This window comes from Priestia sp. FW507-14D1A (assembly GCF_058781295.1).
Window position 1 is genome coordinate 1 of sequence record NZ_JBYSWQ010000031.1, and the last position, 637, is coordinate 637.

At 42.7% G+C, this 637-nt stretch carries 2 rRNA genes; both read right to left on the reverse strand.

The features are described from left to right. Positions 1–362 (reverse strand): 23S ribosomal RNA (locus tag AC3WJG_RS26665); the annotation flags it as partial. A gap of 225 nt (positions 363–587) precedes the next feature. Beyond that, positions 588–637: ribosomal RNA gene (locus tag AC3WJG_RS26670) — 16S ribosomal RNA — on the reverse strand; the annotation flags it as partial.

The following is a 637-nucleotide window of genomic DNA, read 5'->3' on the forward strand; positions in this document are numbered from 1 at the left end:
GACGGACCTTTCCAGGTCGCTTCATTTACTTCGTTCCTTTGTAACTCCGTATAGAGTGTCCTACAACCCCAAGAGGCAAGCCTCTTGGTTTGGGCTAATTCCGTTTCGCTCGCCGCTACTCAGGAAATCGCATTTGCTTTCTCTTCCTCCGGGTACTTAGATGTTTCAGTTCCCCGGGTCTGCCTTCAATATCCTATGTATTCAGATAAAGATACTGTTCCATTACGAACAGTGGGTTTCCCCATTCGGAAATCTCCGGATCAAAGCTCACTTACAGCTCCCCGAAGCATATCGGTGTTAGTCCCGTCCTTCATCGGCTCCTAGTGCCAAGGCATTCACCGTGCGCCCTTTCTAACTTAACCATTAGCGAATAAATGGTACAACATACTGTTGTGTTATTTATTGGTTTGATTAAAGAAAAGTTTCACTTTTCCTCAGCAATTACTGTTATCTAGTTTTCAAAGAACAATCGCAACCAAAATTCTTCTTATCTAATAAGAAGAAAGTAGTATGCTTTCTATAATTGAGAGATTGAACTCTCAAAACTGAACAAAGTGTCAAAACGTACGTCATGTAAAAATCCTTAGAAAGGAGGTGATCCAGCCGCACCTTCCGATACGGCTACCTTGTTACGACT